The organism is Micromonospora globosa, assembly GCF_000717585.1.
Lineage (GTDB): Bacteria > Actinomycetota > Actinomycetes > Mycobacteriales > Micromonosporaceae > Micromonospora > Micromonospora aurantiaca.
The window spans coordinates 62,604-80,275 of sequence record NZ_JNZR01000004.1; the positions used below are offsets into that span (position 1 = coordinate 62,604).

General features: G+C 71.7%; 17 protein-coding genes. 7 read left to right on the forward strand and 10 right to left on the reverse strand.

Features of this window, described 5'->3' with window-relative positions; genetic code table 11:
- Positions 1-4 precede the first annotated feature (4 nt).
- Positions 5-1,000: a D-alanine--D-alanine ligase family protein gene (locus IF06_RS0106300; protein ID WP_013477531.1), complete on the forward strand. Its 996-nt coding sequence runs from the start codon at positions 5-7 to the stop codon at positions 998-1,000.
- Positions 1,001-1,002: 2 nt separating this feature from the next.
- On the opposite strand, the gene IF06_RS0106305 is transcribed toward IF06_RS0106300, so the two are convergent.
- The 9 genes from IF06_RS0106305 to rpmH all read right to left on the reverse strand — a co-directional run bounded on the left by IF06_RS0106305 (position 1,003) and on the right by rpmH (position 10,155).
- Entirely contained in the window at positions 1,003-1,866 is an 864-nt protein-coding gene (locus IF06_RS0106305) for a hypothetical protein (RefSeq protein ID WP_013477532.1), read from the reverse strand.
- A gap of 1,874 nt (positions 1,867-3,740) precedes the next feature.
- Positions 3,741-4,781: a ParB/RepB/Spo0J family partition protein gene (locus IF06_RS0106310; RefSeq protein WP_030269552.1), complete on the reverse strand. Its 1,041-nt coding sequence runs from the start codon at positions 4,779-4,781 to the stop codon at positions 3,741-3,743.
- A gap of 27 nt (positions 4,782-4,808) precedes the next feature.
- Positions 4,809-6,146, reverse strand: coding sequence for a ParA family protein (locus IF06_RS34700; RefSeq protein ID WP_082171330.1), 1,338 nt, complete (start codon positions 6,144-6,146; stop codon positions 4,809-4,811).
- Positions 6,147-6,391: 245 nt separating this feature from the next.
- Entirely contained in the window at positions 6,392-7,144 is a 753-nt protein-coding gene (gene rsmG / locus IF06_RS32005; protein ID WP_420063435.1) for a 16S rRNA (guanine(527)-N(7))-methyltransferase RsmG, read from the reverse strand.
- Between the two features lie 341 nt (positions 7,145-7,485).
- A complete protein-coding gene (locus tag IF06_RS0106330) occupies positions 7,486-8,076 on the reverse strand; it encodes a protein jag (RefSeq protein ID WP_013477537.1) in 591 nt (196 codons plus the stop codon).
- A 210-nt stretch (positions 8,077-8,286) separates the two neighbouring features.
- Positions 8,287-9,288, reverse strand: a complete 1,002-nt coding sequence (gene yidC, locus IF06_RS0106335) for a membrane protein insertase YidC (protein WP_013289386.1) — start codon at positions 9,286-9,288, stop codon at positions 8,287-8,289.
- Positions 9,289-9,528, reverse strand: a complete 240-nt coding sequence (yidD, locus tag IF06_RS33015) for a membrane protein insertion efficiency factor YidD (RefSeq protein WP_013477538.1) — start codon at positions 9,526-9,528, stop codon at positions 9,289-9,291.
- 41 nt (positions 9,529-9,569) lie between these two features.
- Positions 9,570-9,983 carry a ribonuclease P protein component gene (gene rnpA, locus IF06_RS0106340; RefSeq protein WP_030269559.1) on the reverse strand — a complete coding sequence of 138 codons (414 nt, stop codon included), beginning with the start codon at positions 9,981-9,983 and terminating at the stop codon, positions 9,570-9,572.
- Between the two features lie 34 nt (positions 9,984-10,017).
- The gene (gene rpmH / locus IF06_RS0106345) at positions 10,018-10,155 is read right to left on the reverse strand and encodes a 50S ribosomal protein L34 (RefSeq protein ID WP_013289388.1); all 138 of its coding nucleotides are present in this window, start codon (positions 10,153-10,155) and stop codon (positions 10,018-10,020) included.
- Positions 10,156-10,731: 576 nt separating this feature from the next.
- Between rpmH and dnaA the strand changes: the two genes are divergently transcribed.
- The 6 genes from dnaA to IF06_RS0106370 all read left to right on the forward strand — a co-directional run bounded on the left by dnaA (position 10,732) and on the right by IF06_RS0106370 (position 17,404).
- Positions 10,732-12,555, forward strand: a complete 1,824-nt coding sequence (gene dnaA, locus IF06_RS0106350) for a chromosomal replication initiator protein DnaA (RefSeq protein WP_013283211.1) — start codon at positions 10,732-10,734, stop codon at positions 12,553-12,555.
- Between the two features lie 572 nt (positions 12,556-13,127).
- Positions 13,128-13,400, forward strand: a complete 273-nt coding sequence (locus tag IF06_RS33535; protein ID WP_141722578.1) for a hypothetical protein — start codon at positions 13,128-13,130, stop codon at positions 13,398-13,400.
- Positions 13,401-13,612: 212 nt separating this feature from the next.
- The gene (dnaN, locus tag IF06_RS0106355; protein WP_013283212.1) at positions 13,613-14,746 is read left to right on the forward strand and encodes a DNA polymerase III subunit beta; all 1,134 of its coding nucleotides are present in this window, start codon (positions 13,613-13,615) and stop codon (positions 14,744-14,746) included.
- Between the two features lie 40 nt (positions 14,747-14,786).
- The gene (gene gnd, locus IF06_RS0106360) at positions 14,787-15,659 is read left to right on the forward strand and encodes a phosphogluconate dehydrogenase (NAD(+)-dependent, decarboxylating) (protein ID WP_013283213.1); all 873 of its coding nucleotides are present in this window, start codon (positions 14,787-14,789) and stop codon (positions 15,657-15,659) included.
- 16 nt (positions 15,660-15,675) lie between these two features.
- Positions 15,676-16,809 (forward strand): DNA replication/repair protein RecF, encoded by a 1,134-nt coding sequence (gene recF, locus IF06_RS0106365; RefSeq protein ID WP_030269563.1) that lies wholly within the window; start codon positions 15,676-15,678, stop codon positions 16,807-16,809.
- Complete coding sequence (locus tag IF06_RS0106370; protein ID WP_030269564.1) at positions 16,799-17,404, forward strand: DUF721 domain-containing protein; 606 nt, start codon at positions 16,799-16,801, stop codon at positions 17,402-17,404. Before recF ends, IF06_RS0106370 begins: the two co-directional genes overlap by 11 nt.
- Here IF06_RS0106370 and IF06_RS0106375 read toward each other — a convergent pair.
- On the reverse strand, positions 17,395-17,634 hold the full coding sequence (locus IF06_RS0106375; RefSeq protein WP_013283216.1) for a hypothetical protein: 240 nt from the start codon (positions 17,632-17,634) through the stop codon (positions 17,395-17,397). The genes IF06_RS0106370 and IF06_RS0106375 overlap by 10 nt on opposite strands.
- Between the last annotated feature and the right edge of the window lie 38 nt (positions 17,635-17,672).

Genomic DNA, 17,672 nt, shown 5'->3' on the forward strand with positions numbered 1-17,672 from the left:
CCGCATGTCCGACAGCCCCGCCGCACCGCCTCCCGTGACCGGATCCGCCGCCGACGAGCTGCACGTGCTCGTGCTCGCGGGCGGCCTCTCCTACGAACGGGACGTCTCACTGCGGTCGGGCCGCCGGGTGCTCGACGCGCTGCGGGCCGTCGGCGTCGACGCGGAACTGCGCGACGCCGACGTGGCGTTGCTGCCCGCCCTGACCGCGGACCCGCCGGACGCCGTGGTGATCGCCCTGCACGGCGCCACCGGCGAGGACGGCTCGCTGCGCGGCGTACTCGACCTCTGGGACGTGCCCTACGTCGGCTGCGACGCCCGGTCGTCCCGCCTCGCCTGGGACAAGCCGTCCGCCAAGGCGGTGCTGCGCGAGGCGGGTATCCCCACACCCGACTGGGTGGCGCTGCCGCACGACCGTTTCTCCGAGCTGGGCGCGGTGGCCGTCCTGGACCGGATCGTCGACCGCCTCGGGCTGCCGCTGATGGTCAAGCCCGCGCAGGGCGGTTCCGGACTGGGCGCCGCCGTGGTCCGGGAGGCGGCGTCGCTGCCGGCCGCGATGGTGGGTTGTTTCGCGTACGACCAGACCGCGCTCGTGGAGCGCTACGTACCCGGGATGGACGTGGCGGTCTCCGTGCTCGACCTCGGCAAGGGCCCGCAGGCCCTGCCCCCGGTCGAGATCGTGCCGCGCAACGGCGTCTACGACTACGCGGCCCGCTACACCGCCGGGCGCACCACCTGGCACGCGCCGGCCCGGCTCGACGCCGCGACGACCGCCCGGGTGACCGAGGTGGCGCTCGCCGCGCACACCGCGCTCGGGCTGCGCGACGTGTCCCGGGTCGACCTGATCGTCGACGCCGGAGGCGACCCGCACGTGCTGGAGGTCAACGTCTCACCGGGCATGACCGAGACGTCGCTCCTCCCGCTGGCGATCCAGGCCGCCGGGCTGGACTTCGGCCGGGTCCTCGGCACGCTCGTGACCCGGGCCGCCGCACGGCGTCGCTGACCTCAGCTCTCCCGGGTACGCGCTGCGTCCGGCCGGTCGTCCGCGGCGTCGTCCGGCCCGGCCTCGTCCTCGTCTTCGCTGTCCGGGGCACTGTCCCCTGCGTGTTCCGGCGCCGGGCCGGCCTGCGGTGCCGGGTCGGGCTCCGACGGGCCCGCCGAGGGGTCTGAGAGGCCCGCTGCCGCGTCGGACTCGGGGATCTCGTCCGCTGCCTCGATCACCGACACGGCCTCGTCCTCGGGCTCCTCAGCGGCGTTCGCGGGCGAGGTCGGGGAGAGACTCGACGGCGCCTGCCAGTGGATGCGCGGCGGCTCGGCCAACGGACGGCCGCCGAACTCGGCGAGCCACGCGGCCACCATGGCGAGGTTCTCCCGCCACTTCTCCTCGGAGATCGGGGGCAGGATCGAGTCCCACAGCGACAGGAACGTGCCCCGCAGCTGCAGTCGACCGTACGGCCGGGCCAGGAACCACAGGTGCAGGTGCGCCGAGCCGTCGCCCCACCGGTTCACGTGGACGCGGGCCACCCCGTCGAGCGAGCGGACGGCCCGCTCCAGGCGGACGGTCATCACGCCCAGTTCGGCGGCGAGCAGGTTCGGCAGGTCGCCCAGATCCAGGTGGGAACGGGACTCAAGGATCAGGACCATCGGCAGGCCGGTGGGCCGGTCCATGGCGCGGACGCGCCACCGCTCACCGACCCAGATGTACGCCTCGTCGGGCGCGTTGCAGGCGGTGCACTCCCGGTCCGCCTCGCCGCGGCGGGGAGGTTCGAACGGTACGGGCTCGTCGAGTTGCTTGACGCGGAGATCGCCCTCGAAGGGGAAGGACGGCCACTGGGTGAAGTCGGGAACTGAGGGAGGGGTGTCCGGCACGACGCTGACCCTAACCGAGTTGGCGACGCCTGTCCCTACCTGTTCCACTGGCCGCCCACCGGTTGTCCACCGCGTTGTCCACAGGCTGCCGAGATCACCAGCACAGCGCGTCATGCACTGCTCAGCAAGGGTTTCCTCGCTTTGTTTCACGTGAAACGGGGAGTGCCTGTGGACAACCGCTGTGGATAACTCGGGGTGCGTCTGGGCCCGTTCTTCCAACGATCCGGTGACCGATCCGCACCGGGTGCCGACGGCTTCTTCTCGTGCGTGTTTCACGTGAAACGGCGGATGCGTCGGCCCGCATCTCGGCGCGGTCGCTCGGCTCGCTGGCGTCGACTGGCCTTGTTCCGTGACTGGTCCTCGGATCGAACGAGGCGCCTCCGGGCGACGGCGACAGGTGAGTCGCGAGGCAAGCCATCCGGCGGTTGTTCGTTGGGAGCGCGCCGGGCCGCGCGGATACCGAGCCGCGCCGACCACCGCTCGACTTGTGGCCGGCGCCGCGCCGCATCGCTTGTACCCGGCACAGCCGGGACTCGATCGGATGAGGGTCGGGTCGGTCGCCGCGTTTCACGTGAAACAGCAGGCGCGTCTGAGCCGACAGGCCGATCCCGAGCTGGCCGCACGGGCCTCGGGTTTGCCGGGCCTCGGGTTTGCCGGGCCTCGGGTTTGCCGCTCGATCGCTGATCGGGCTCGCCACCACCCTGGAGGCGTGCGACCACCTGGCCGCCCCGGAGAGCGATCCCGGGTCATCGACGGCGGCGCGAACGAGTCAGCATCATCCGGCCCAGGGATGCTGAGCCGGGCCGCACAGCTCGGCCCGCTGGCCGGGCTCCTCGCGACTGGCGCTCCCGGCTCGGCGCTCCCGGCTCGGCCGCTCGCCGGTTCGACACTCCCCGGTTCGGCAGTGTTCGGTTCGGCACTGCTCGGCTCAGCGACCCTCGCTCAGGTGCTCCCCGGTTCGGCGGGGCGCGGCTCAATGCGCCTGGATCGCTCACAGGCGCTGCGGCGGCGTGCCCTACGCGGGCGCCCGGATGATCGGATAGGGGGTCGGCAGGACGGCTCTTGCGCGGTCGTCACGGCCGGGTGTGCTCAACCCTCTGGCCCGTCAGCATGGTCATCCTCCGATCGCCCTTGCCCTAGCTCAGGGCTTGCCGCCCGGGACAGTCGGCACGCCGGTCCGGGGCACGCCGCGGCACGCTGGCCCGGGCAGGGCGGCTCGGCAGCCCGGCAGCCCGACGGCCCGGCAGCCCGGCAGCCCGAATGGCTTTCCGGCGGATAACCGGTTCGCGTGCGTGCGATCGGTGGGCGGCACCAGCCGGCGGCTAGACGAGTGTGTCACGCGGAACGAGCGAGTCACCAAGCAACGGATTCCGTCTGAGCCGTCGCCGCCAGCCCTCCTGCCAGACCAGCGGAGTGGGCGCGCACCGACTCGTCAACGCCGAACGGCGGCTCTTTCGGAACCTTTGCGCACTCGGCCCTCGCGTACTCAGCCCTCCAGCGCTCGGACGCGCGGCCCTGCCGCCGATCAGTAACGCGGATAGCAGATTCACCGCCACCACCCAGTCGCCTGCCCCCGTTTCACGTGAAACGACGGGCGAGGCACGACAGCCCAACAGCCGGTGCGACCCAGGATGCTCCCGCTTCGACCGCATCAGCGCGGAAGGACGCTAGGGCATCGGTGAGCACCACCGGCACCAGACGGCCCAGCCCCTCGTCGGAGACGGCATCGGCTTCGGAGGGGCCGGTCCCCGTCGACCGAGTAGCCGTGACCCAACGAACCGCTATGCCCGACGAACGGCACCGAACCGACCCGGACACAGATCCGGCCGCATCCCCTCGTCGGGATGCGGCCGGATCGACACCGGAGAAAAGGGCTACGCCTCGGGCTGCCCGTCCTCGCCCACGCCGATGATGCCGACGATCCGCTCCAGGTCGTCGACGGTGGCGAACTCGATCGTGATCTTGCCCTTGCTGCGGCCGATGTCGACCTTCACCCGGGTGTCGAACCGGTCCGAGAGACGGTCCGCGAGATCGGTGAGCGCCGGGGCGTGCGGCTTCGGCCGGCGCTTGGCGGCGGCCGTCTTCGCCGGCTCCTCGGCGAGCGCCAGGTGCACCAGTTCCTCGGCGCCGCGGACCGTGATGCCCTCGCGAACGATCCGCTCGGCGAGTGCCTCCTGCGCCTCGGCGTTGTCCAGGCTGAGCAGTGCCCGGGCGTGGCCGGCGGAGAGGACACCGGCGGCGACCCGGCGCTGCACGGCGGGTGGCAGGTTCATCAGCCTGATGGTGTTGGAGATCTGCGGGCGGCTGCGGCCGATCCGCCGGGCCAGTTCCTCGTGCGTGGCACCGAACTCCTCAAGGAGTTGCTGGTACGCCGCCGCCTCTTCGAGCGGGTTGAGGTTGGCGCGGTGGATGTTCTCCAGGAGCGCGTCCCGGAGCATCGCGTCGTCCTTGGTGTCCCGGACGATGGCGGGGATGGTCTCCCGGCCGACCGCCTGGGCGGCACGCCAGCGCCGCTCACCCATCACAAGTTCGAACTTCTCGGGGTCGAGCTGGCGGACCACGATCGGCTGGAGGAAGCCGACCTCCTGGATCGAGGTCTTCAGTTCCTCCAGCGCCTCCTCGTCGAAGACGTGCCGGGGCTGCTTCGGGTTCGGCACGATCGCGTCGACCGGGATCTCCGCGAAGCGGGCGCCGGGCACCGGGCTCAGCTGGGGCTCGGGCTCGACGGCCGGAGGCGGGGTGCTCCCGACGCCGCCGGTGATGGCGGCGGTCGCGCCGGCGACCGGAGCCGACGGCGACGCGGCAGTGGCCGACGATTCCGGTTCGGTGGCAGCCGGTTCGGCGCCCGGTACCGGTCCGGTGGGGATGAGGGCGCCGAGCCCTCGGCCCAGTCCGCCGCGGGGACGGTTCTTCATGCGACGCCTCCCAGCGACATCTCCGCACTACGCATTCCGGCTCACCGGCTCCTTGACGCCTCGCTCCGCGATCTCCTGGGCGGCCTCGAAGTAACTCGTGGCCCCCCGCGAACCGGGATCGTAGGTCATCACCGACTGGCCGTAGCTCGGTGCCTCGGAGACACGCACGTTGCGGGGGATGACGGCCTGGAGCACCTTGTCGCCGAAGTGGTTCCGGACGTCCTGCTCCACCGCGTCAGCCAGCCGGGTACGCCTGTCGTACATGGTGAGCAGGATCGTGGAGACCTCGAGCTTCGGGTTGAGGTGCTGACGAACCAGGTTGATGTTGTTGATCAGCTGGTTGAGGCCCTCCAGTGCGTAGTACTCGCACTGGATCGGGATCAGCACCTCCTGCGCGGCCACGAGCGCGTTGACTGTGAGCAGGCCGAGCGACGGCGGACAGTCTATGAAGACGTAGTCGAAGTGGCCGGGGTACGCGGCGATGGCCCGCGCCAGGCGCGACTCCCGGGCCACCACCGAAACCAGCTCGATCTCGGCGCCGGCCAGGTCGATCGTGGCCGGTACGCACCACAGGTTCGGGATGCCCTCGACCGCCTGGGCCACCTCCTCCAGCGGCACACTGTCGATCAGGCAGTCGTACACGTCGGGCACGCCCGTGTGGTGCGGCACGTTCAGACCGGTGGAGGCGTTGCCCTGGGGATCAAGGTCGACCACGAGCACCCGATTGCCGTGCAGCGCGAGTGCCACTGCGAGGTTCACGGTGGTGGTCGTCTTACCCACGCCGCCCTTCTGGTTGGCGACGCACATCACCCGGGTCCGGTCGGGGCGCGGCATGGTGACCTCGCCACTGGGATTCAGGATCTGCACGGCGCGCATCGCCTCCATAGCCAACGGTGGATCATCCTCTTCGCGCGTCGGGGTTTCACGTGAAACGTACGTGCTGGCGTCTACCTCGTCCCCGTACCCGTCCGCTTGTGGCGTGTCGGACGGCGCCGCTGTGACCTCGGGGACGGCCTGGAACGGCACGGCCGAGACGGGCGGCTGGGGTTCGTAGCGGGTGGGTACCGCGGCGTTCGCCCGCACCGCGGGCGGGCGCGGAGTCGGTGCGTTCACCGGACCGTCGGCCGGGTCGAGCGGGTCGCGGGCCGGCGGTACGTTCGCCGGCACGGACGACACGGGCCGCACGGGCCCGCCGGCCGACGGCTCCCGTCGCTTGGACGGCTGAGCCGGGTACGGGGAGGACGGTTCGCCGGGCTCGTTCACCGTCCACTCCTGGTAGTTGGTTTCACGTGAAACGGGGTCGGCGGAGGGCTCGCCTCCTGGTCCGGTCAACCGTGGATCGTCGTACCTGCCGTCGTCATGCACCTGTCATCCCTACCCGCTCCGGATGGTCGGTCCGCACCCGTCGAATCGCGTCCGCGCCTCGCACGGCGCCGTCGGTTCGGCGGGAACCGTCAGGTTCGGGTGCCGCCCGGCACCGCCGTTCCACACTATCGACGCGCGGTCAGCCTACGGCCGACGGGCGCGGTGGGTCCATGTCGGGTTGCGATCGATCGCGTCACGCCCACCGGTCCAACGACCGGATCGGGCGTGCGGAATGGCGTACCGGCTCAGCGGTCGCCGCGGCGGCGACCGCCACGCGACCGCTTCGGCTTCTTCGGACGGCGCGGGTTGATCACGCGCTCCCGGACCACCTCGACCACAGTCGCCGGGGGGTCGATCACCCCTTCGCCGCAGCGGTGCAGTTCCGGGGTCGCGCCGCCGAGGCGGATCACGGCCTCGGTGTGCTCGGTGATCTCGTCGGCCGCCGAGGCGCCCTTGAGCGCGACCAGCCGTCCGCCGGGGGCCACGAGCGGCAGGCACCAGGAGGCGAGCCGGTCCAGCGGCGCCACCGCGCGGGCAGTCACGATGTCGGCGCTCAGTGGTTCCCGGTCACGCGAGCCGGCCGCCGCCTCCTCGGCCCGCCCACGGAACACACGGACGTCCCGGGTCAGGCCGAGACGCTGTACCGCCTCGATCAGGAAGGCGGTCCGCCGGGCCAGCGGCTCGACGAGCGTCACGGTGAGGTCGGGACGCGCGATCGCCAGCACCAGACCGGGCAGCCCGGCACCGGAGCCGACGTCGATCACGCTGGCGCCCTCCGGGATCCGCTCCGCCACCACCGCACAGTTGAGCAGGTGCCGCTCCCAGAGGCGCGGCGTCTCGCGGGGGCCGATCAGGCCGCGGACCACGCCGTCGGTGGCGAGTAGTTCGGCGTACGCGGCGGCCAGGTCGAGCCGGTCATCGAACAACGCGCGGGCGGCCTCCGCCAGCTCGGGCGGCAGCGTCGCCGTCGCCGGGTCGGGGACGTCGTCACCGTCCACGAGGGACGGTGCGTCCGCCGACGGCTCCGCGAAGACCGGGTCGGCCACCGCGGCCGGGTCGGCCGGCGTCACGTCCGCCGCCTGCTCGCCGGAGAAGGCGGGTGTCACGTCCACCGCCGGGTCGGCGGGCTCGATCCCGGTCACCACCGCCGGCTCGCCGGAGAAGGCGGGCTCGCCGGGGTCGGTCACGGCCCTTCCCGGGTACGCCGGGTCGGCCGGCCCGTCGTCATCGGAGAAGACCGGGTCGACTGTGTTGTCGGGGCGCGCAGCCGACGGCCCGGGCGGCGTACCGCCCGGGCCGGTCACGGCTCCTGCCGTCGTCTCGTCGGAGATCACAGACCTCAGTCCGCCACCGGCCGGACGACGATGCGGCGGTTGGGCTCGACGCCCTCGGACTCGCTCTCCACCCCGCTCATCGCGTTCACCACGTCGTGCACGCACTTGCGCTCGAACGCGGACATCGGCTCCAGGCGCACCGGCTCGCCGTGCTCCTTGACCTTCTCGACCGCGTTCTTCGCCACGGCGGCCAATTCCTTGCGCCGGGCGGCCCGGTAGCCGCCGACGTCGAGCAGCAGCCGGCTCGGGGTGCCGGTCTGACGGAACACGGCCAGCCGGGTCAGCTCCTGGAGCGCCTCCAGGGTCGCGCCGCGCTGGCCGACCAGGTTCTGGAGCCGGCCGCCGACGACCTCGACGACGGGGCGGCCGCCGGAGACCAGCTCGTCGATGTCGCCGTCGTAGTCGAGGATGTCCAGCAGTCCCTCGACGTAGTCGGCGGCGATCTCGCTCTGCCGGAACAGGTCGCTGTCGGCCGGGGCCTTCTTCTCCCGGGCCTCGCCCACGGCGTCCTCGGTCTCGGTGGCGGCGGTAACGGGGGTCTCCTCGTCCAGGGACTGGTCGGCGCTGGGGATGCTGGTCTCGGTCACGGGTCTCATCTCCGTACTCGCTCGGCCGGACCGTCGGGGGTCCGCTGGTCTCCCGGGGCCGGCGGGAGGTTCGCCGGGTGCCCTCGGGCACGTCTGTACGGGCCAGTTTCGCCCGTGTCCGCGCTCCGCGCGGCGATTCCGGCCCGGCGCCGACTCCTCGGATGGCAGCACGCGGCCGGAACGGGCCACCGCCGACGTCGCGACGGTGGCCCTGTGGGCTCAGCCCTGTCGCTTGGCGGGCTTGCTGCCACCCTTCTTCGGGTTGACCGGCTTGGCGCCAGGCTTCGGGCCGGCCACCTTCGGCGCGACGGCCGGAGCCTTCGCCGGCGGCTGGGCCGCCTTGCGGCCGAACAGGCCACCGGCCTTGGCCGGCTGCACGGGGCCCTTGCCGGAGGTGCTCTTGGCGGCGCTGGTGCTCTTCGCGGTCGGCGGCGGCGGGAACTTCCGCAGCACCCACTGCTGCTGGCCGAGCGTGAAGAGGTTGTTGGTGACCCAGTAGATGATCACACCGATCGGGAAGATCGCACCCGAGATCAGCAGCGACAGCGGGATGCCGTAGAGCATCAGCCGCTGCACCATGCGCTGCTGCGGGTCCTCGGCCCACCCGGTCTTGAGGATCATCTGACGGCTGGTCAGGTAGGTGGTGGCGATCATGATGATCACCAGGATGCCGGCGACCACCTTGACCGTGCCGGTGCTCGCTCCGAGCCGGCTCAGCTCGTCAGCGGTGGAGCCGAACTTGCCGGAGATCGGCGCGGTGAACAGCGTCGCGTTGGAGGCGCTGTTGAACTGGTCGACGGTCCAGCCGTACAGGGTCTTGCCCTGGTTGTCGGGGCTGAGGCGGCGCAGCGTGTGGAACAGGCCCAGGAAGACCGGGATCTGGAGGAACATCGGAAGGCAGCCCATGAGCGGGTTGGCCTTTTCCTTCCGATAGAGCTCCATCATCTCCTTCTGGAGCGTCTCCCGGTCACCCTTGTGCTTCTCCTGGAGCTCCTTGACCTTCGGCTGGAGCGCCTGCATGGCACGCTGCGACTTGATCTGCTTGACGAAGACCGGGAACAGGATCACCCGGACCGTCACCACCAGGAAGACGATGGCGAGGATCCAGGCCCAGTTCGTACCGATCACGGCCCCGACCGGAACTCCGATGGCGTCCCAGGCCGAGTGCCAGGTCAGCAGGATCCACGAGATCGCGTAGTAGATCCAGTCGAGACTAAACACTCAGGCTCCAGTCACGTCGGAACGGCGGCGGTCGCCCGGCTCCGGAACCGGGTCGTGTCCACCAGGGTGGAAGGGGTGGCAGCGCGACAGCCGACGGACCGTCAGCCAGGCTCCCCGCAGCGCACCGTGCCGGGACACCGCCTCGACGGCGTAGGCACTGCACGACGGGTAGAACCGGCAGCGGGCCGGCAGTGCCGGACTTATCCACCGACGGTACGCGATGATGGGTGCCAGCAGCATGCGGGCACCGGTTGTGGGCGACGGAGTCGTCGTCGGGCCGGTCACCGCGACCGCCGTCCCCGGGGGGCCCGTGCGGCGGCGATGGCCGCGTCCAGGTCGGCCCCGAGCCGGGCGTACGTCGCGTCGGCGGCCGCAGGCAGCGCGCGTACCACGAGGGTGGTGCCGGCGGGCAGCTCGCCCAGCCGCTCGCGGACCAGATGCCGGAGCCGGCGGCGGACCTTGTTGCGGACCACAGCGCCGCCGACGGCCTTGGACACGACGAAGCCGGCGCGGCTCGGTGCGGAGGTCTCCGCACCGAGGCTTCGCGCCGGCTCCGGCGAGAGTGTCGCGGTGGTGCCGATCGGCTCGGGGAGGGTCAGGTGGACCACGACGGCGCCACGGCCGACGCGTCGGCCACCGCGAACCGCTGCGGCGAAGTCGTTACTGCGCCGCAGTCGTTGCGCGGCGGCCAGCACGACTGCCCACGTCCCCGGACCGGACCTGTCGGCGTCAGGCCGACAGGCGGGCGCGGCCCTTGGAGCGACGGGTCGAGATGATGGCGCGGCCGGCACGGGTGCGCATGCGCAGCCGGAAGCCGTGGGTCTTCGCGCGCCGGCGGTTGTTCGGCTGGTAGGTGCGCTTGCTCACGTCAGGCTCTCCGTTGTCGTACGCCCCGCGCGGCGGATCGCCCGGGGTCGTGTGCTGGTCCAGATCACCTGTCGGTGACCTCCGATCGGCGCTGCCGCGACACGCTCCCCGGCGATGCGGGGTGACAGCCACGGACAGCAAGCATCAATCACCCTAGCAGAGGGCGAGAGAGCAGCCGCTCCAGCCTACGCAGGGGCGCAATGACCGTCAAACGTCACACTCGGGCGTCCGACCTGCGCGCAAGCGCGACCGAAGGGGCGGTTTTCACTGATGTTGCCAAGGTCGTCAGGGTGTCGCCGGTTGATGCTGTGGGGTCCGCGCTGTTAGCGTGCGCGATTGCGGTCGGCGTCGGGGGTCCGGGGTTTGTCGCCGATCGGCAAGACCGGACACGCTGTTGAATCGTTCGGCACGGTGAACCCGCTTCAACGCCTCCCCGGATCGAGGGGGGCAGGTCCGACCCGCGTCCGGTGGGCGGCCACAATCGGTCGGTACACAGGCTGTGGATAACTTGTGGATGACGACCGGTCAGCCGTCCGGGCGGGCGTGAGAAGGAGCAGGCGAGGGGGTGGCACGACGGTGACCGGAGCGACCGACCTTGCCGCGGTGTGGACGGCGACCACCGACGAACTCGCCGACGAGATCATCTCCGCGCAGCAACGGGCGTACCTCCGGCTCACCCGGCTGCGGGCGATCGTCGAGGACACGGCGCTGCTCTCGGTGCCGGACGCCTTCACCCGGGACGTGATCGAGTCCCGGCTCCGCCCGGCCATCACCGAGGCGTTGAGCCGCCGGCTCGGCCGGCCGATCCAGGTGGCCGTCACCGTGCGGGTCTCCGACGACCCGAGCGCCCGCCCGGCCGGCACTGTCTACCGCAGCGGCCCGGAGCCGCTGCCCGAGCACGACGCCGCCGCCCCGCTGCCCGGCTTCGACCAGCCCGCGTCCGCCTTCCCGTCGCCGCGCCCGGAACCCGGGTACGCCGAGGCCGGGTACGCCGAACCGCGCCCGGAGCAGCCGCTCGACGAGCCGGCGCCGCGCCAGCGGACCGCCGACGGCGGCGGCCGCCCGCACCTCATTCCGGCCGGCCGGGACGCGCAGGACACGCTCTTCAGCGCTGCGTTCGCCGAGCCGGTACGCACCGCGCCCGAGCGCCGCGCCTTCGACGAGCGCACCCGCATCGAGCCGCCCGTGCCCGACGCCGGCGGATACGAGCCCCGATACCGGGAGAGTCCGCCCGCCGACCCCGCGCCGATGCGCGGCCTGCCGCGCGACGGCGCCACCGACAACGGCCCCGGCCGGGGTGGCGCCGACCACCACCGTCCGGGCGGCGGCGGCCAGGCCGATCGCAGGCTCCCCGGCGGTACGGAGAGCGGCGGTAACCGGCTCAACCCGAAGTACATGTTCGAAACTTTCGTCATCGGCTCGTCCAACCGGTTCGCGCACGCCGCGAGCGTGGCGGTGGCCGAGTCGCCGGCGAAGGCGTACAACCCGCTGTTCATCTACGGCAGCTCCGGGCTGGGCAAGACCCACCTGCTGCACGCCATCGGGCACTACGCCACGACGCTCGGCAACGCGCGCTCGGTCCGGTACGTCTCGACCGAGGAGTTCACGAACGACTTCATCAACTCGCTGCGCGACGACAAGACGAGCGCGTTCCAGCGCCGCTACCGGGACGTGGACATCCTCCTGATCGACGACATCCAGTTCCTGGAGAACCGGGAGCGGACGCAGGAGGAGTTCTTCCACACCTTCAACACCCTGCACAACGCCAACAAGCAGATCGTGATCACGTCCGACCGCTCGCCGAAGCAGCTGGCGACGCTGGAGGACCGGCTGCGTACGCGGTTCGAGTGGGGTCTGCTCGCCGACATCCAGCCGCCGGACCTGGAGACGCGGATCGCGATCCTGCAGAAGAAGGCGGCGCAGGAGCGGCTGTTCGCCCCGCCGGACGTGCTGGAGTTCATCGCGTCCCGGGTGTCGAACTCGATCCGCGAACTGGAGGGGGCGCTGATCCGGGTCACCGCCTTCGCCAGCCTCACCCGATCCTCGGTCGAGCTGTCGCTGGCCGAGGAGGTGCTGCGGGACTTCATCCCGGACGGCGCCGGCCCGGAGATCACCGCGGACCAGATCATGGTGTCCACGGCCGACTACTTCGGCGTGAGCCTGGAGGACCTGCGCGGCCACTCCCGCTCCCGGGTGCTGGTGAACGCGCGTCAGGTGGCCATGTACCTGTGCCGCGAGCTGACCGACCTGTCGCTGCCCCGAATCGGGCAGGCGTTCGGCGGCCGGGACCACACGACGGTGATGCACGCGGACCGCAAGATCCGCCAGCAGATGGCGGAGCGGCGCTCGCTCTACAACCAGATCGCCGAGCTGACGAACCGCATCAAGCAGAACACCTGACCGTCTCTCTGCTCGCGCTGCCTCTTTCCCTCACCGCTCCCGCCGCGGACGTCCCCGCAGATCTTGGAAGCTTGGCGCCCTCATAGGGGCCGTTTCCTACCAAGATCTCGCCAGAGCTGAACGTCACACCTCACGCGTGACCTGAACGCAGCCACCGGTCCCCACCCTCACCGGCCGACCGTTCGCGTCGATCATGAGGTTAGCGGCGACAAACCGGACGCCAGATGCCGCCAACTTCATGGTCGACACGTGCAGGGCGGGGCGAGGCGGGCGGAATCGCGGGAGGGGCGGGGTGACCAAGGTGACCATTTCGGCGCCGACGCGACGGGCTCGGGCGGGTGGCAAGTAGCCGACAGCGGGGATCGGTTGACCCTCGACCCGGTGGAGGGCCCAGGATCTGTCGTGTGCTCGTCCACAGCTCGTACCCGTTGTCCACAGCCCCTGTGTCACAGGCAGTGGACAACCACGCTTTGCACCCGGCCGGTTACCCACAGACTGTGGACAACTCCTGGGGACGACGCTGTGGATGCCTGGGGACAACGCAGTCGTCATCCCCAGACGACGGTCTGCCTGTGGGCGAGCTGTTGAAGGTTCTGGGGATGACGGCTCTCGACCCTGTCGGCGTTGTCCACAGCGCTGGGGAGAAAACCGGTGGATTACCGGTGGACAACCGGTGGACAGCCGTGGAAAACCCGGCGGCCGGCGAGGGCTGTGGACCGGGACACGAGTTTTACCCCTGGTTCTCCACAGCCAAACCACCGGTGGATAACGTGTCTGACCTGCGCGGACGCCGGTTCTCCACAGTTTGCACAGGTGCGATGAAGACGATGAGTTATCTCTTCTAAACAACAAAAACCAATCATCACCGTTGGACTTCCTGTGGATCGGGCCGGAGCACTGCCGTCGGCAGTCGCCCGGGGCACCTGGATCCACGGGGTCGGGCGCACAGCCGATGTCCCAGCGCCTTAAGGTGCGATGGGTACCCGCACGGTCGGGCGGGACGGGTGGCAGCGGTCGGCATGAGAGAGTTGTCGCTGACGTCGACGCGGAGGCATTGATGAAGTTCCGAGTGGAGCGCGACGCGCTCGCCGAGGCGGTCGCGTGGACCGCCAAGAGCCTGCCCAACCGACCCTCCGTACCGGTGCTGGCCGGGGTGATGCTCCGCGTCACCGACGGCAACCTGCAGGTCTCCGGCTTCGACTACGAGGTCTCCAGCCAGGTGACGGTCGAGGTGCAGGGTGACGCGGACGGCGCCGCCCTGGTCTCCGGCCGCCTGCTCGCCGAGATCACCAAGGCCCTGCCGGCCAAGCCGGTGGACATCGCCGCCGTCGGCGCCCACCTCGAACTGGTCTGCGGCAGCGCCCGGTTCACGCTGCCCACCATGCCGGTGGAGGACTACCCGACGCTGCCGGAGATGCCGGAGAGCGCGGGCACCGTCGACGCCGCCGCCTTCGCCTCCGCCGTGGCCCAGGTGGCTGTCGCCGCGGGCCGCGACGAGACGCTGCCGATGATGACCGGCGTACGGATCGAGCTGAGCGGCAGCACGATGGCCATGCTGGCGACCGACCGCTACCGCCTCGCGCTGCGCGAGATGGAGTGGAACCCGGACGACCCGGAGATCAGCCTCAACGCGCTGGTGCCGGCCCGTACGCTGCACGACACCGCGAAGGCGCTCGGCCCACTCGGTGGCCACGTCACCATGGCGCTGTCCTCCGGCGGCGCCGGTGAGGGCATGATCGGTTTCTCCGGTGGCACCCGCCGGACCACCAGCCGCCTGCTCGACGGCGCCAACTACCCGCCGGTGCGCTCGCTGTTCCCGGCCGACCACAACGCCGAGGCCCGCGTCGCCGTCGCCGCGCTCATCGAGGTGGTCAAGCGCGTCGCGCTGGTCGCCGAGCGCACCACCCCGGTGCTGCTCAGCTTCAGCGCCGACGGTCTCGTGGTCGAGGCGGGCGGCACCGAGGAGGCACGGGCCAGCGAGGCCATGGAGGCCACCTTCAGCGGCGAGCCGCTGACCATCGGGTTCAACCCGCAGTACCTCATCGACGGCCTGGCCAACCTGGGCGCGCAGCACGCCCTGCTCCGGTTCGTCGACGCGTTCAAGCCCGCGGTCATCTCCCCGGCAGGCGAGGATGGCGAGGTCATCCCGGGGTACCGGTACCTCATCATGCCGATCCGCGTGTCCCGCTGATCGCAGGCAGCACGACCCTGACGTACGGAGGTAGGAGCAGATGCAGCTCGGCCTGGTAGGACTCGGCCGCATGGGCGGCAACATGCGGGAGCGGTTGCGCGCCGCCGGGCACGAGGTGGTCGGCTACGACCACAACCCGGAGATCAGCGACGCCGCGAGCCTGGCCGAGCTTGCCGAGAAGCTCCAGTCGCCCCGCGCGGTCTGGGTCATGGTCCCCGCCGGCGTCACCGACGCCACCATCGACGAGCTCGCCGGTGTGCTCGGCGAGGGCGACATCATCATCGACGGCGGCAACTCCCGGTTCAGCGACGACGCCCCGCGCGCCGAGCGGCTGAACGAGCAGGGCATCGGCTACATCGACGTCGGCGTCTCCGGCGGCGTCTGGGGCCGGCAGAACGGGTACGCGCTGATGGTCGGCGGCGCGCAGGAGCACGTCGAGCGCCTCATGCCGATCTTCGAGTCGCTCAAGCCCGAGGGCGAGTTCGGCTTCGTGCACGCCGGCCCGGTCGGCGCCGGCCACTACGCCAAGATGGTGCACAACGGCATCGAGTACGGCCTGATGCACGCCTACGCCGAGGGCTACGAGCTGCTTGCGGCCTCGGAGCTGGTGACGAACGTCCCCGGCGTGTTCAAGTCGTGGCGCGAGGGCACCGTCGTGCGCTCCTGGCTGCTCGACCTGCTGGACCGGGCACTCGACGAGGACCCGGAACTGGCCGAGCTGAGCGGCTACACCGAGGACACCGGCGAGGGCCGCTGGACCGTGGACGAGGCGGTCCGGCTCGCCGTACCGCTCAACGTCATCACCGCGTCGCTCTTCGCCCGGTTCGCCTCCCGGCAGGACGACTCGCCCGCGATGAAGGCCGTCGCCGCGCTGCGCCAGCAGTTCGGCGGCCACGCCGTCCACAAGCGCTGACCGGTATCCACAGGCTGTGTACGTCCGCCGGCTCGAACTGGTCGACTTCCGCTCGTACGAGCGCGTCGGCGTCGACCTGGAGCCGGGTCCGAACGTGCTCGTCGGCGCCAACGGCGTCGGCAAGACCAACCTGGTCGAGGCGCTCGGCTACGTGGCGACCCTGGATTCGCACCGGGTCGCCACCGACGCCCCGCTGGTTCGGATGGGCGCCGCCTCGGCGGTGATCCGTTGCGCCGTGGTGCACGAGGGCCGGGAGCTGCTGGTCGAGCTGGAGATCGTCCCGGGCAAGGCCAACCGGGCCCGGCTCGGCCGGTCCCCGGCCCGCCGCGCCCGGGACGTGCTCGGCGCGCTGCGCCTGGTGCTGTTCGCGCCGGAGGACCTGGAACTGGTCCGCGGCGACCCGGCTGAACGCCGCCGCTACCTGGACGACCTGCTGGTCACCCGCCAGCCCCGCTATGCCGGTGTCCGCGCCGACTACGAACGCGTGGTCAAGCAACGCAACGCGCTGCTGCGTACGTCGTACCTCGCTCGGAAGACCGGCGGCACACGCGGCGGTGACCTGTCGACGCTGGCCGTGTGGGACGCGCATCTGGCGCAGCACGGCGCGGACCTGCTCGCCGGCCGCCTGGAGCTGGTGGCCGCGCTGACCCCGCACGTGGCGAAGGCGTACGACGCGGTGGCGGCCGGCCGCGGCGCGGCGGGCATCGCGTACCGGCCCTCGGTCGAGCTGCCCGAACCCGGCGCCGACCGCGCGGCGCTGGCGGAGGCGCTCGCCGCCGCGCTCACCGCGAACCGCGCCGCCGAGATCGAGCGCGGCACCACGCTCGTCGGCCCGCACCGCGACGACCTGGCGCTGACGCTCGGCCCGCTGCCCGCGAAGGGGTACGCGAGCCACGGCGAGTCCTGGTCGTACGCGCTGGCGTTGCGGCTGGCCGGTTACGACCTGCTGCGCGCCGACGGGATCGAGCCGGTGCTGGTGCTCGACGACGTCTTCGCCGAGCTGGACACCGGCCGGCGGGAGCGGCTGGCCGAGCTGGTCGGCGGCGCGAGCCAGCTCCTGGTCACCTGTGCGGTGGACGACGACGTGCCGGCGACGCTGCGCGGCACCCGGTATGCGGTGGGCGAGGGGACGGTGCGACGTGCCGGATGACGAGGTGCAGCTCCCGCCCGCGCGGCTCGGGCCGGGACGCGACGCGCGTACCCCGGGGAAGCCCGCGGACGGCGAGCCGGCCGCGAAGCTGCCGGAGGGCACGGCCGGGCCGGAGCTGGCGCGGGCGGTGCTCGACGCGGCGAAGGCCCGGCGGCAGGCGGCGGCCCCGCGACGGCGCGGCACGGTCCGCGGCGACGGCGAGAAGCGGCTGCGTGGCTACTCCGGCCCGGGGCCGGACCCGCGCGATCCGCAGCCGCTCGGCGCGGTGCTGGACAAGCTGATGAAGGCGCGCGGCTGGCAGCAGCCGGCCGCCGAGGCGACCGTGTTCGGCGCGTGGGAGAAGGTGGTCGGCCCGGAGGTCGCGCAGCACAGTCGCCCGGTCAAGCTGGAGGACGGCGAGCTGACCGTGGAGGCGCGTTCGACGGCGTGGGCGACCCAGTTGCGCCTGCTGGCGGGCTCGCTGTTGCAGCAGATCGCCCGGGAGGTCGGCCACAACGTGGTGCGCAAGCTGCACATCCACGGGCCGGCGGCGCCGTCGTGGGCGCGCGGTCCCCGACGGGTACGCGGGCGCGGCCCTCGCGACACCTACGGCTGACCGACACCGCCCGAACGCCGCGCCTCCCGCCGGGCGCGCTTGAGTTCGCGCTGCTCGCGGCTCCACTGCTTGCGGCGCTCCAGGTCTTCCTTCCACGCGTCGCGGGCCAGCTTCGAGCCGCCCTGCACCGCGCCCTGCACCTGGGACGGGCCGGCGAGGTTGCGGAACACCCAGCCCAGCAGACGGCCACCCTTGCCGGAGGCGTCGCCCACCTGCTCGTCGTCGCTCATCCCGCCGCCTCTCTGTTTGGTGCAAACCATTGGTACAC